Below are 12,366 nucleotides of genomic sequence, written 5' to 3' on the forward strand. Positions count from 1 at the left end.
CCGGTTTTCGATTTCGATTTGCAGAAAGAAGTCGTTCGACTTGACATCACCCGCGCCTTCGTTTTTCCATAAAAACGAAAATAACGAAAGGAGCTCCCGATGCTGCCAACGCCGCGACAGGATGATATTCTGGCGCTCGCCCGGGCAAACCGGCGCGTGACGGTCGATGATCTGGCAGCTCGTTTCGGCGTAACGCCGCAGACAATTCGCAAGGATCTCAATGACCTGTGCGATGCAAGGCTCCTAAATCGGATTCATGGTGGTGCGGTGTTTCCGACCAGCAACGAAAATGTCCAGTATGAAGCGCGCCGCGCCATCGCTGCTGCGGAAAAGCAGGAAATCGGTCGCGCCGCCGCTGCCCTCATCCCTGACAATTCCTCTCTGTTCATCAATATCGGGACGACGACGGAAGCGGTTGGTGAGGCGTTGTTCGACCATCGGGATCTCATGGTCATCACAAATAACATCAATGTTGCCAACAGGTTGCGCTTGTCTTCCGGCAACGAGGTCGTAATTGCAGGCGGCGTGGTCCGCCATTCGGATGGTGGGATCGTGGGGGAGGCGGCCGTCGATTTCATTCGCCAGTTCAAGGTGGATTTCGCGGTGATCGGTGTCTCCGCCCTCGATGAAGATGGCGAATTGCTCGATTTCGACTTTCGCGAGGTCAAGGTAGCCCAGGCCATCATTTCGAACGCGCGCCATGTCATCCTGGTTTCGGATTCGTCCAAGTTCGAGCGTGCCGCTCCGGTGCGGATCGGCCATATTTCCCAGGTGCACACCTTTGTCACAGATCGCTGTCCCAGCGAACGGTTCCGGGCTGCATGTGCCGACAACGATGTTCGTCTGATCGAGACTGCCCTCTGACCTGTTTTCGAATTGGTCGATGAAATATTCGTTTGACATTCGTTTTGCATTCGAAATACAGTGATCACGCTTTCAACAAAGCCGGTAACAAAAGCGGTATGAAAGCTCGGGGAGGATGTATGTCGAACGAGGAAGCTCACGACCTGTTCGTGATCGGAGGCGGTATCAATGGTTGCGGCATTGCACGTGATGCAGCCGGCCGCGGATACCGCGTAGCCCTCGCCGAAATGAACGACTTCGCATCCGGTACCTCTTCAGCCGCCACCAAGCTCATCCATGGCGGCCTACGCTATCTCGAACATTACGAATTCCGCCTCGTGCGCGAAGCGCTGATGGAGCGCGAAGTGCTGTGGTCGATGGCGCCGCACATCATCTGGCCTCTGCGTTTCGTCCTGCCGCTGCAGAAGGGTGGGTTGCGTCCGGCCTGGCTCGTTCGTCTCGGCCTGTTCCTTTACGATCATCTGGGTGGTCGCAAGCTTCTGCCGCCCACCAGCAATGTCGATCTGAAACGGGATCCGGCAGGAAAGCCGTTGAAGCCGATGTTCACCCGCGCTTTCGAGTATTCCGATGGCTGGGTGGATGATGCTCGCCTCGTGGTCCTCAATGCGCGTGATGCCGCAAGTCGCGGCGCCTTGATCCTCAACCGGACGCAGGTTGTTTCAGCGCGGCGCGAGGGCTCGCTCTGGCGCATCGAAACACGCGACGTCGATGGTCAGCGCGCGGTCCACTGGTCGCGCATGCTGGTGAATGCGGCCGGACCCTGGGTCGACAATGTGATTGCCGGTGTGCTCGGGCGCAACAATGTTCACAATGTGCGCCTTGTTCAGGGCAGCCATATTGTGGTCAAACGCAAGTTCACAGATCCGAGAGCCTATTTCTTTCAGAACCCGGATGGGCGGATCATCTTTGCCATTCCCTACGAGCAAGATTTCACGCTCATCGGCACGACCGATCGCGACTATACAGGCGATCCGCGCAAGGTGGAGATATCGGGCGACGAAATCGCCTATCTATGCGATGCTGCGAGCGAATATTTTGCCGAGCCGGTCAAGCCGGAGGATATCGTCTGGACCTACTCGGGTGTGCGGCCGCTTTTCGATGACGGCGCCTCCAAGGCGCAGGAAGCAACGCGCGACTATGTTCTGAAGGTCGAAGCCGAAGAGGGTCAGGCGCCGATCCTCAATGTGTTCGGCGGCAAGCTGACGACCTATCGTCGTTTGGCCGAAAGTGCGCTCGAGAAGATCGGCGAGGCGATTGGTGTCCGGGGGAGGCCCTGGACGGCCGGTTCGCATCTTCCGGGTGGTGATTTCGCCGCTGGCGGACAGGAAAGTCTGGTCGCTTCGCTGAGGGCGCGCCATCCCTTCCTTGATCCGCGCCATGCCGAAAGGCTGATCCGCTGCTACGGCAGCGATGCGACGGCACTTCTTTCTGGGGCGACCGATGTTGCCGGCCTTGGGCGCCATTTCGGCGGCACGCTCTATGAGGTGGAAGTGCGTTGGCTGATCGAACGCGAATGGGCGCTGACGGCGGCGGACATATTGTGGCGTCGCACCAAGCAGGGCCTGTATCTGACATCGGAAGACGTTGCGAAACTTGAGGATTATCTGGAGGGAGCCGTCGACCGCCTGAAAGCGGGTTGACGATCATTCCAAAGGCTGGAGGAGGCTTTGGATAACAATGCTTGAACTGCGGAACGTCTCCAAGACGGTGGGGGGCTCGAGCCACATCCACCCGACGGACCTCACGCTGGAGCGCGGCAGCCTCAACGTGCTCCTGGGGCCGACGCTGTCTGGCAAGACGTCGCTGATGCGGCTGATGGCGGGCCTCGACCGGCCGACCGAAGGAACCATCCATTTTGACGGGATCGATGTCACCGGCATGCCGGTGCAGAAGCGGAACGTCGCCATGGTCTATCAGCAGTTCATCAATTATCCGGCGCTGACCGTCTATGAAAACATCGCTTCCCCGATGCGGATTGCCGGTCGCGATGCCGCAACCATAGACCGCGAAGTCCGCAAGGCCGCGGATCTTTTGAAACTGACACCCTATCTCGATCGCACGCCGCTCAATCTTTCGGGTGGTCAGCAGCAACGCACGGCGCTTGCCCGCGCCATCGTCAAGAATGCCAATCTCGTGCTTCTGGATGAGCCGCTCGCCAATCTGGATTACAAACTTCGCGAGGAATTGCGGCTGGAATTGCCGAAGATCTTTGCCGAATCCGGAGCCATTTTCGTCTATGCGACGACCGAACCATCGGAAGCGCTGCTGCTCGGCGGCAATACGGTGACACTTTCGGAAGGCCGTGTCACCCAGTTTGGCAAGACGATCGATGTCTATCGCCGCCCGATCGATCTCCTGACGGCCAGGACTTTCGCCGATCCGCCCCTCAATACAGTCAATCTCGTTCGGTCAGGCAACCAGTTCCTGCTCAACGGCGTCGCCGTCATTCCGGTGCCGGCGCATCTTGAAAACATTCCCGAAGGATCGGTGACGGTTGCCTTCCAGCCGCACCATCTCTTTCTCAAGCCTGCCAATGGCCATACGACGCCGCTTTCCACCCGCACCCAGGTTTCGGAGATCGCCGGCTCGGAAAGCTTCGTGCATCTCGATTTTGCCGGCGCGCGCTGGGTGATGCTGGCGCATGGCATTCACGATATCGACCCGGGTCAGGACCTGACCGTTCATCTCGATACTCGCCACCTGATGGCCTTCGATCAATTGACCGGACGTGCGCTCGGCAGCGCGTTCCAGGCCGCGGCCTGAGGAGGCGGAGATGGCACGCATCAATCTCGAACATATCCGGCACGCCTACAGCGCCAAGGCCAAGGCGGCCGGCGACTATGCCTTGAAGGAAGTCCATCACGAATGGGACGATGGTGGCGCTTACGCGCTGCTGGGACCATCGGGCTGCGGCAAGACCACGCTTCTCAACATCATTTCGGGCCTTCTGCATCCATCCGACGGGCGGATCCTGTTCGACGGCCTCGATGTGACCGAACTCTCCACCCAGCATCGCAACATTGCCCAGGTGTTCCAGTTTCCGGTCGTCTATGACACGATGACGGTGTTTGACAATCTCGCCTTCCCGCTGCGCAACCGCCATGTGCCGGAGGCAGAGGTGCAACGGCGTGTCACCGAAATTCTCGAGATGATCGATCTTGGAGGCATGGCCAAGCGCCGGGCCCAGGGGCTGACCGCCGACCAGAAGCAGAAGATCTCACTCGGTCGTGGCCTCGTTCGTTCCGATGTCAACGCCATTCTGTTCGACGAGCCGCTGACCGTCATCGATCCGCATATGAAATGGCAGTTGCGCTCGCAGCTCAAGATGCTGCATCGCCAGTCCGGCTTCACCATGGTCTATGTCACCCACGACCAGACCGAAGCGCTGACCTTCGCCGACAAGGTTGTCGTCATGCATGATGGCGAGATCGTCCAGATCGGAACGCCGGCAGAGCTGTTCGAACGCCCGAGCCATACATTTGTCGGCTATTTCATCGGCTCGCCGGGCATGAACCTGATGCCGGTAGCGATCGATGGATCCACCGCCAAGGTCGGCGATCAGTCGATTGCGCTCAAAGGCGCGCCCAAGCTGAATGGTGCGTCAAAGCTGGAACTTGGCATTCGCCCGGAATTCGTTCGTATGGGCCGCGAAGGCATGCCGGTCACCATTGCGAAGATCGAAGATATCGGTCGTCAGAAGATCGTACGGGCCAGCTTCTGCGGCCAATCATTGTCGATCGTGCTCGGCGAGGATGACGATATTCCGGCCGATCCGAAGATCACATTCGAACCGGATGCGATCGGCATTTTTGCCGATAGCTGGCGTGTCGGGCAGGAGGGCTGACAATGAACAAGACCTGGAACAACAAGGCCTGGTTCATGGTTTTACCGGTGCTTCTGCTGGTCGCCTTCTCTGCCGTCATTCCGCTGATGACGGTGGTGAACTATTCGGTACAGGATACGTTCGGCAATAATGAGTTCTTCTGGGCCGGCAGTGACTGGTTTGCGGAAATGCTCGCATCCGACCGGTTCTGGAATGCGCTTGGCCGCAACCTGATCTTTTCTGCCATCATTCTGGCGATCGAGGTGCCACTCGGAATCGTCATCGCGCTCAACATGCCCAAGAAGGGTCTCGGTGTCCCGGTCTGCCTCGTCTTGATGGCGCTGCCGCTTCTGATCCCGTGGAATGTCGTCGGTACGATCTGGCAGGTCTTTGGCCGTGTCGATATCGGCTTCCTCGGTCATTATCTGACCAAGCTTGGGTTTGACTACAACTATACGCAGGATCCCGTCGATGCCTGGGTGACGGTCATCGTCATGGATGTCTGGCACTGGACCAGCCTCGTGGTGCTCTTGTGCTATGCCGGTCTCGTCTCGATCCCGGACGCCTATTATCAGGCAGCAAAGATCGATGGTGCCTCGCGCTGGTCTGTATTCCGCTTCATCCAGCTGCCGAAGATGAACAGAGTGCTGCTGATCGCCGTGCTGCTGCGCTTCATGGACAGTTTCATGATCTATACCGAACCCTTCGTCGTCACCGGCGGTGGGCCCGGCAACTCCACCACCTTCCTGTCGATCGACCTTGTGAAGATGGCTGTGGGCCAGTTCGATCTCGGTCCGGCTGCAGCCATGTCGATCATCTACTTCCTGATCATTCTTCTGATGTCCTGGGTCTTCTATACCGTGATGACCAACAGCGACGCCGAGCAGGCGTGAGGGGCGCGCGATGAACAACAACAGCAGCAACGCGCGGTTCGGCTTCCTGATCCCGACGCTCTATATCATCTTCCTGATGATCCCGATCTACTGGCTCGTCAACATGAGCTTCAAGGACAACAACGAGATCACCTCCACCTTCTCGCTATGGCCACAAAGCCCGACGATCCGCAATTACGCCGTCATCTTTACCGATCCGTCCTGGTATAACGGCTATATCAATTCGATCATCTATGTGGTGATGAACACGGTGATCTCGGTTCTGGCGGCGCTTCCGGCAGCCTATGCCTTCTCGCGCTACCGTTTTCTGGGCGACAAGCACCTGTTCTTCTGGCTCCTGACCAACCGCATGGCGCCACCGGCCGTCTTCGCGCTGCCCTTCTTCCAGCTCTATTCGGCCTTCGGCCTGATCGATACCCATATCGCGGTTGCGCTGGCCCACTGCCTGTTCAACGTGCCGCTGGCAGTCTGGATCCTCGAAGGCTTCATGTCGGGCGTACCGAAGGAGATCGACGAAACCGCCTATATCGACGGTTATTCGTTCCCGCGCTTCTTCGTGAAGATCTTCATGCCTCTGATCGCAAGTGGTATCGGTGTGGCTGCCTTCTTCTGCTTCATGTTCTCGTGGGTCGAGCTTCTGATCGCCCGTACCCTGACGACAACCGATGCCAAGCCGATTGCCGCGACCATGACGCGCACCGTCTCCGCCTCGGGCATGGACTGGGGTGTTCTGGCCGCGGCCGGTGTGCTGACCATCATTCCGGGTGCGCTCGTCATCTACTTTGTCCGCAATTATATCGCCAAGGGCTTTGCCCTGGGCCGCGTCTGAGGAGGGTTCGATGGATTTCTCATGGATGGCCTGGACGCTGCCGACGGCGATCTTCTTTCTGGTGATCCTCGGCCTCATCCTGTCGATGGCCATTTGGGAGTATGTTTCGCCCGGCGGCAATCCAAGGGTCGGCATTCTCAAGTTCGAAACCACCCGCGGCGACCGCCTGTTCGTGTCGTTGCTCGGGTCGGCTTTCATACATCTCGCTTGGTTGGGCCTCATCGGGCCGAACCTGTGGTGGGCTCTTGCCCTGTCAGTGGTCTACGCCATCGGCGTTTTCCGCTTCGTCTAGGGTTGGAAAAGGCGGATGGCGGCGGGAGGTCGCCATCCTGGGACTGAAATCTACCTGCAATCGCAACCTTTAGGGAGGACAATCATGCGAAAGCAACTTCTGACAACGACTGCCGCCATGCTTCTGGCGATGACCGGCATCGCCTTTGCCGGCATGGACGAGGCCAAGCAGTTCCTCGACAAGGAAATTGGCGACCTGTCAGCGCTCGACCGCGCGGGCCAGGAAGCGGAAATGCAGTGGTTTGTCGATGCGGCCAAGCCGTTCTCGGGCATGGAAATCAAGGTCGTTTCCGAAACCATCACCACGCACGAATATGAATCCAAGGTGCTGGCACCTGCCTTCACGGCAATCACCGGCATCAAGATCACCCATGACCTGATCGGCGAAGGCGACGTCGTCGAAAAGCTGCAGACCCAGATGCAGTCGGGCGAAAACATCTATGACGCCTACATCAACGACTCCGACCTGATCGGCACCCACTGGCGTTATCAGCAGGCCCGTTCGCTGACCGATTTCATGGCCAACGAAGGCAAGGACGTCACCAACCCGAACCTCGACATCAATGACTTCATCGGCAAGTCCTTCACGACTGCGCCGGATGGCAAGCTCTATCAGCTGCCCGACCAGCAGTTCGCCAACCTCTATTTCTTCCGTTACGACTGGTTCAACGACGAGAAGAACAAGGCCGATTTCAAGGCCAAGTATGGCTACGATCTCGGCGTGCCGGTCAACTGGTCGGCCTATGAAGACATCGCCGAATTCTTCACCGGTCGCGAAATCGACGGCAAGAAAGTCTATGGTCACATGGACTACGGCAAGAAGGATCCGTCTCTCGGCTGGCGTTTCACCGACGCCTGGCTCTCGATGGCCGGCAATGGCGACAAGGGCATTCCGAACGGTCTGCCGGTCGATGAATGGGGCATCAAGGTCGACGAGAATTCGCGCCCGGTCGGTTCCTGCGTTGCCCGCGGTGGCGACACCAACGGCCCGGCTTCGGTCTATGCGATCGAGAAGTACCTGGAATGGATGAAGAAATATGCTCCGGCTGCGGCCAATGGCATGACCTTCTCGGAATCCGGCCCGGTTCCTTCGCAGGGTGAAATCGCCCAGCAGATGTTCACCTACACCGCCTTTACGGCTGATTTCGTCAAGGAAGGTTTGCCGGTCGTCAACGCCGACGGGACCCCGAAGTGGCGTTTCGCACCGAGCCCGCATGGCGTCTACTGGAAGGAAGGCATGAAGCTTGGCTATCAGGACGCCGGTTCCTGGACCTTGATGAAGTCGACCCCGGACGATCGCGCCAAGGCAGCCTGGCTCTATGCCCAGTTCGTTACGTCCAAGACGGTCGACGTCAAGAAGAGCCATGTCGGCCTGACCTTCATCCGTCAGTCGACGCTTGACCACAAGTCGTTCACCGAACGTGCACCGAAGCTCGGTGGTCTGATCGAGTTCTACCGCTCGCCGGCCCGCCTGCAATGGTCGCCGACCGGTACCAACGTTCCGGACTATCCGAAGCTGGCTCAGCTCTGGTGGCAGGCGATCGGCGATGCCTCTTCCGGTGCCAAGACCGCACAGGAAGCTATGGACTCGCTCTGCGCCGAACAGGAGAAGGTGCTGCAGCGTCTTGAGCGTGCTGGCGTTCAGGGCGATATCGGACCGAAGCTCGCCGAAGAGCATGATCTCGCTTACTGGAACGCCGATGCCGTCAAGAACGGCCATCTCGCGCCGCAGCTGAAGATCGAGAACGAGAAGGAAAAGCCGCTGACGGTCAACTATGACGAACTCGTCAAGAGCTGGCAGAAGTAACGGCTGATTGCTAGAAGTCGATGGCCGGGGCGGCAAACCGCCCCGGCCACATTGCTGTCCGGAAAACAGGAGGGAGATCGTCATGGCTGGTTACATTCTTGCTATCGACCAGGGCACCACATCAAGCCGCGCGGTTGTATTCGATGCCGACATGGCCATCGCCGGTGTGGGCCAGCAGGAGTTCACACAGCATTTTCCCGCTTCCGGATGGGTCGAGCATGATGCGAACGAAATCTGGCAAAGCGTGCTGGCGACCATTGAAACAGCACTCGCCAAGGCCGGCATCACCGCCGCCGGGATTGCTGCGATCGGCATCACCAACCAGCGCGAAACCGTCGTCGTCTGGGACCGCAAGACGGGTGAACCGTTGCATCATGCCATTGTCTGGCAGGACCGTCGTTCGGCCCGGTTCTGCGATGAACTGAAAGGCCGCGGTCTCGAGCCGACCTTCACGGCCAAGACCGGTTTGCTGCTCGATCCCTATTTCTCCGGCACCAAGCTTGCCTGGCTGTTGCAGAATGTCGATGGCTTGAAGGCGCGCGCCGCTGCGGGCGAAGTCTGCTTCGGCACGGTGGACAGTTGGCTCATCTACAAGCTCACGGGTGGGCGCGCCCATGTTACCGATGCCACCAATGCTTCGCGGACGCTGATCTACAATATCGCCGAAAACACCTGGGATGACGAACTCCTGTCGATCCTCGATATTCCGAAGGCAATGTTGCCGGAGGTAAAGGATTGCGCCGCCGATTTCGGTATCACCGATCCCGATACTCTGGGTGCCGCGATCCCGATCCTCGGTGTTGCCGGCGATCAGCAGGCTGCCGTGATCGGCAATGCCTGCTTCGAACCCGGCATGATGAAATCCACCTACGGCACCGGCTGCTTTGCGCTTCTGAACACCGGCACCGATCGCGTGACCTCCACCAACCGGCTCCTGACGACGATCGCCTATCGCCTCGATGGCGTGACGACCTATGCGTTGGAAGGCTCGATCTTCATCGCCGGCGCGGCCGTGCAGTGGCTGCGGGATGAGCTCGGCTTCATCAAGGTTTCGTCCGAGGTTGGAGCGCTGGCGGAAGGGGCCGATCCGGCGCAACGGGTCTATCTGGTTCCGGCTTTCACCGGTCTTGGGGCACCCTACTGGGATGCCGATGCGCGCGGTGCCATCTTCGGCCTCACGCGCAGCACAGGTCCCGCGGAATTTGCCCGTGCGGCGCTCGAAAGTGTCGCCTACCAGACCTACGATCTCCTGGAAGCGATGAAGAAGGACTGGCAGGGCCATGGTGCAACCACGGTTCTGCGCGTCGATGGCGGCATGGTGGCTTCCGACTGGACCATGCAGCGGCTCTCCGACATTCTCGATGCGTCTGTCGACCGGCCGACGCTTCTCGAAACCACCGTGCTCGGTGCGGCCTGGCTTGCAGGCTGGAAAGCCGGCGTCTGGCCCGATGCCAAGGGCTTTGCCGCTCGCTGGAAGCGTGATCGTCGCTTCGAGCCGGCCATGCAGGCCGATGATCGCCGCGAGGCAATCGCCGGCTGGCATGACAGCGTGTCGCGCTGCCTGACGAAGCGGAACTGACCGCAGACAAACCTTCAATCCAATATCCGGATCCCGGCGCATGACGCCGGGACGTCAACGCATTTTCACGAATCTGAAATTGCGGCGGCGGTCTGGATGCCGGCGCCAGGACATGCGAAGCGGTTCCAAACGGGAGGAGCCGATGTCGATGAATTTCCCTCAGCCTGTCGCACTGTCCTATAGCGGAACGGTCGCGATCGTCACCCTGTCCAACCCACCGGTCAATGCCATTTCCAAGGCCGTCCGCGAAGGACTGATCGCTGCCTTTGCCCAGATACGGTCGGAAGCCACGGCGAGTGCGGTCGTTCTCTGGGGCGGAGAGGGCAGGTTCGTCGCCGGTGCCGATATTCGCGAGCTCGAATTTGCTCCGGAGCCGCCCTTTCTTCCTGAGGTCGTCAGGGTCATCGATGCGATGGACATTCCGGTCGTTGCGGCTATCGACGGCCCGGCGCTGGGTGGCGGGCTCGAAATCGCGCTTGCCTGCGATCTGCGGCTCGCGGGACCAAAGGCGCTAGCCGGCCTTCCCGAAACCAATCTCGGCATCGTTCCGGGCGCCGGCGGCACCCAGCGGCTGCCGCGCCTTACAGGTGTTCCGGAGGCGATCCGCCTTATCGGCAGCGCCACGATTCTCAAGGCGAAGGAGGCGGTTACCGCCGAAATTTTCGATGCGGTGATTGCGGAAAATCTGCTTGAGGCTGCAATCGGTCGCGCGCAGGGCTGCCCGAAAAGGCGTCTGTCGGAAATGCCGGCTCCACCCGCGACGGAGGCTGAGATCGAAGCGGCCACCAGTGCCGTTCGCAAGAAGGCCCGCGGCGTTCCAGCAATCCTCGAAGTGCCGGCAATCGTTGCGGCAAGCCTGACATTGTCCTTCGACGATGCGCTTGCAATGGAGCGGGAAAGCTCGGTGCGGCTGCGGCTCACCGATGAGGCAGCGGCACTGCGCCATCTCTTCCTGGCTGAACGCGGCGCTGGCCGCATGCCGGACGGCATGACTGGGAACAGCCGCACCGCCACGAACGTCGCCATCATCGGCGGCGGCACCATGGGCGCGGGCATCGCGATGGCCTTCGTGTCGAGCGGTTTGCCGGTGACCATAATCGAACGCGACCAGACGGCGATCGAAGCGGCCGGTGCCCGCATCGACGGGCTTTTCGACCGTCAGGCGGAATCCGGCCGGCTCCGCGAAGCCGATCGTGCCGAACGACGGGCCTCTGTAACGATCACCGACGACTGGCAGAGCTTGGCGCAAACGGATCTCATCATCGAGGCTGCGTTCGAGGATCTCGATGTGAAGACGGAGATCTTCCGCAAGCTCGATGCCATCGCGCGACCCGGTGCCCTTCTCGCCACCAACACATCCTATCTCGATATCGACGCCATCGCGCAGGCGACAAAGCGACCGGAAGATGTCATCGGTCTGCACTTCTTCTCGCCCGCCCATGTGATGAAACTTCTCGAAGTGGTACGGGGATCGCACACCTCGGCGGATGCGATCGCCACCGGCCTTGCGATCGGTCGCAAGATCGGAAAGTTGCCAATCCTGGCCGGCAATTGCGATGGTTTCATTGGCAACCGCATTTATGCCGTTTATCGGCGGCATGCCGAATATCTTGTCGAAGATGGTGCCACGCCCGACCAGATCGATAGAGCGCTTGAGGCGTTCGGCTTTGCCAAGGGTGTCTTTGCCGTCAGCGACATGTCCGGTCTCGATATCGGCTATGCCATGCGCAAACGCCGGGCGGCGACCCGTGATCCCGCCGAACGCTATAGCGTGCTTGGCGATCGCATCGTTGAAATGGGACGGCTTGGCCGCAAGACCGGGGCCGGTTGGTATGCCTATGGTGCGGCAGGCAAACGCGAGGATGATCCGGCTATTGCGGACCTCATCGATAGGGTCCGCGCCGAACGTGCGATCACGCCGCGCCCCTTTACGGATGAGGAAATCCAGCTGCGTCTTCTTGCGGTCATGGTCAATGAGGCGTGCCGCATTCTAGATGAAGGTATTGCCGGTCGAGCCGCCGATATCGATCTCGTCTTCGTCAATGGCTACGGTTTCCCGCGCCTGAAGGGCGGTCCGATGCATGCGGCTGGAAAGATCGGATGGGATCGCATCCTGAAGAACGTGATCGATGCCCAACCGGCTGGCGGTCCGTCGTCGGTGCCATCGCCGCGTCTCGTCGAAGCAGCCGCTTCCGGTCGATCTCTGCTCTGACAACCAAAAGGCGCGGCCATCAACCGCGCCTTTTCGTCTTGCAAATTGTCCGAAGCAAGAGGGGTTGG

At 59.7% G+C, this 12,366-nt stretch carries 10 protein-coding genes; all 10 read left to right on the plus strand.

The features are described from left to right. Positions 1 to 99 precede the first annotated feature (99 nt). Positions 100 to 864, plus strand: coding sequence for a DeoR/GlpR family DNA-binding transcription regulator (locus Q4481_RS13900; RefSeq protein ID WP_304376993.1), 765 nt, complete (start codon positions 100 to 102; stop codon positions 862 to 864). 119 nt (positions 865 to 983) lie between these two features. Beyond that, positions 984 to 2,504 carry a glycerol-3-phosphate dehydrogenase gene (locus Q4481_RS13905; RefSeq protein WP_304376994.1) on the plus strand — a complete coding sequence of 507 codons (1,521 nt, stop codon included), beginning with the start codon at positions 984 to 986 and terminating at the stop codon, positions 2,502 to 2,504. 37 nt (positions 2,505 to 2,541) lie between these two features. Further along, complete coding sequence (locus Q4481_RS13910; RefSeq protein ID WP_304376995.1) at positions 2,542 to 3,627, plus strand: ABC transporter ATP-binding protein; 1,086 nt, start codon at positions 2,542 to 2,544, stop codon at positions 3,625 to 3,627. A gap of 10 nt (positions 3,628 to 3,637) precedes the next feature. After that, complete coding sequence (locus Q4481_RS13915) at positions 3,638 to 4,708, plus strand: ABC transporter ATP-binding protein (protein WP_304376996.1); 1,071 nt, start codon at positions 3,638 to 3,640, stop codon at positions 4,706 to 4,708. A gap of 2 nt (positions 4,709 to 4,710) precedes the next feature. Further along, positions 4,711 to 5,580, plus strand: coding sequence for a carbohydrate ABC transporter permease (locus tag Q4481_RS13920; RefSeq protein WP_304376997.1), 870 nt, complete (start codon positions 4,711 to 4,713; stop codon positions 5,578 to 5,580). A 10-nt stretch (positions 5,581 to 5,590) separates the two neighbouring features. Next, on the plus strand, positions 5,591 to 6,409 hold the full coding sequence (locus tag Q4481_RS13925; protein WP_304376998.1) for a carbohydrate ABC transporter permease: 819 nt from the start codon (positions 5,591 to 5,593) through the stop codon (positions 6,407 to 6,409). Positions 6,410 to 6,419: 10 nt separating this feature from the next. Beyond that, positions 6,420 to 6,701, plus strand: a complete 282-nt coding sequence (locus Q4481_RS13930; RefSeq protein WP_304376999.1) for a DUF2160 domain-containing protein — start codon at positions 6,420 to 6,422, stop codon at positions 6,699 to 6,701. Between the two features lie 84 nt (positions 6,702 to 6,785). Then, on the plus strand, positions 6,786 to 8,507 hold the full coding sequence (locus Q4481_RS13935) for an ABC transporter substrate-binding protein (protein WP_304377000.1): 1,722 nt from the start codon (positions 6,786 to 6,788) through the stop codon (positions 8,505 to 8,507). An 82-nt stretch (positions 8,508 to 8,589) separates the two neighbouring features. Next, the gene (gene glpK / locus Q4481_RS13940; RefSeq protein ID WP_304377001.1) at positions 8,590 to 10,086 is read left to right on the plus strand and encodes a glycerol kinase GlpK; all 1,497 of its coding nucleotides are present in this window, start codon (positions 8,590 to 8,592) and stop codon (positions 10,084 to 10,086) included. Between the two features lie 142 nt (positions 10,087 to 10,228). Beyond that, complete coding sequence (locus Q4481_RS13945) at positions 10,229 to 12,298, plus strand: 3-hydroxyacyl-CoA dehydrogenase NAD-binding domain-containing protein (protein ID WP_304377002.1); 2,070 nt, start codon at positions 10,229 to 10,231, stop codon at positions 12,296 to 12,298. The last annotated feature ends 68 nt before the right edge of the window (positions 12,299 to 12,366 follow it).

Origin of the sequence: Fluviirhizobium alvei, assembly GCF_030551875.1 — a bacterium.
Taxonomy (GTDB): Bacteria; Pseudomonadota; Alphaproteobacteria; order Rhizobiales; family Rhizobiaceae; genus Rhizobium_E; species Rhizobium_E alvei.

What these genes read in the sequence shown, in the direction of transcription:
- Q4481_RS13900 (WP_304376993.1), top strand. Translation starts at nt 100, where the DNA reads ATGCTGCCAACGCCGCGACAGGATGATATTCTGGCGCTCGCCCGGGCA.
- Q4481_RS13905 (WP_304376994.1), top strand. Translation starts at nt 984, where the DNA reads ATGTCGAACGAGGAAGCTCACGACCTGTTCGTGATCGGAGGCGGTATC.
- Q4481_RS13910 (WP_304376995.1), top strand. Translation starts at nt 2,542, where the DNA reads ATGCTTGAACTGCGGAACGTCTCCAAGACGGTGGGGGGCTCGAGCCAC.
- Q4481_RS13915 (WP_304376996.1), top strand. Translation starts at nt 3,638, where the DNA reads ATGGCACGCATCAATCTCGAACATATCCGGCACGCCTACAGCGCCAAG.
- Q4481_RS13920 (WP_304376997.1), top strand. Translation starts at nt 4,711, where the DNA reads ATGAACAAGACCTGGAACAACAAGGCCTGGTTCATGGTTTTACCGGTG.
- Q4481_RS13925 (WP_304376998.1), top strand. Translation starts at nt 5,591, where the DNA reads ATGAACAACAACAGCAGCAACGCGCGGTTCGGCTTCCTGATCCCGACG.
- Q4481_RS13930 (WP_304376999.1), top strand. Translation starts at nt 6,420, where the DNA reads ATGGATTTCTCATGGATGGCCTGGACGCTGCCGACGGCGATCTTCTTT.
- Q4481_RS13935 (WP_304377000.1), top strand. Translation starts at nt 6,786, where the DNA reads ATGCGAAAGCAACTTCTGACAACGACTGCCGCCATGCTTCTGGCGATG.
- glpK (WP_304377001.1), top strand. Translation starts at nt 8,590, where the DNA reads ATGGCTGGTTACATTCTTGCTATCGACCAGGGCACCACATCAAGCCGC.
- Q4481_RS13945 (WP_304377002.1), top strand. Translation starts at nt 10,229, where the DNA reads ATGTCGATGAATTTCCCTCAGCCTGTCGCACTGTCCTATAGCGGAACG.